The organism is Mesorhizobium sp. M8A.F.Ca.ET.181.01.1.1 (assembly GCF_004792025.1).
Taxonomy (GTDB): domain Bacteria; phylum Pseudomonadota; class Alphaproteobacteria; order Rhizobiales; family Rhizobiaceae; genus Mesorhizobium.
Genome location: NZ_SRTV01000073.1, coordinates 1 through 386, shown reverse-complemented (window position 1 = coordinate 386; position 386 = coordinate 1). Strand labels below are relative to the sequence as shown.

The following is a 386-nucleotide window of genomic DNA, read 5'->3' as shown; positions in this document are numbered from 1 at the left end:
TTCGACGAGTTCACGGGGCTTTTCAGGAATGGCACAGGCTCCGACATGCTCCACAACCTGAAGGTCCAGGTTCGGGACAATCCGTTGCCCCTGACCGTGATCGGCGCGGGCCTGGCCTGGCTGATGTTGGGCAGCGGCGCTTCGACCGCGTCGGCTGGTGCCGATGGCGTGACGCGGCGCGGTCCCGGGCTCGATCACGGAGCATTCGGTGCGGGAATGGGTTCCAGGGTCTCGGATGCGGCCGACTCTGTTGGCGAAGCGGCCAGCGGAGCCACCGCAACTGTCTCGGGAATGGCAAGCGAAGCAGCCGGTACAGTGTCGGACATGGCAAGCAGCGCTGTGGACACACTCGCAAGCTCGGCGGCAGCCACGGCCGATATGGCGAC

The 386-nt window shown here is 66.1% G+C and carries 1 pseudogene; it reads left to right on the top strand.

Annotated elements, in window-relative coordinates:
* Window positions 1-386: pseudogene (locus tag EN824_RS35680) on the top strand (hypothetical protein); the annotation flags it as partial.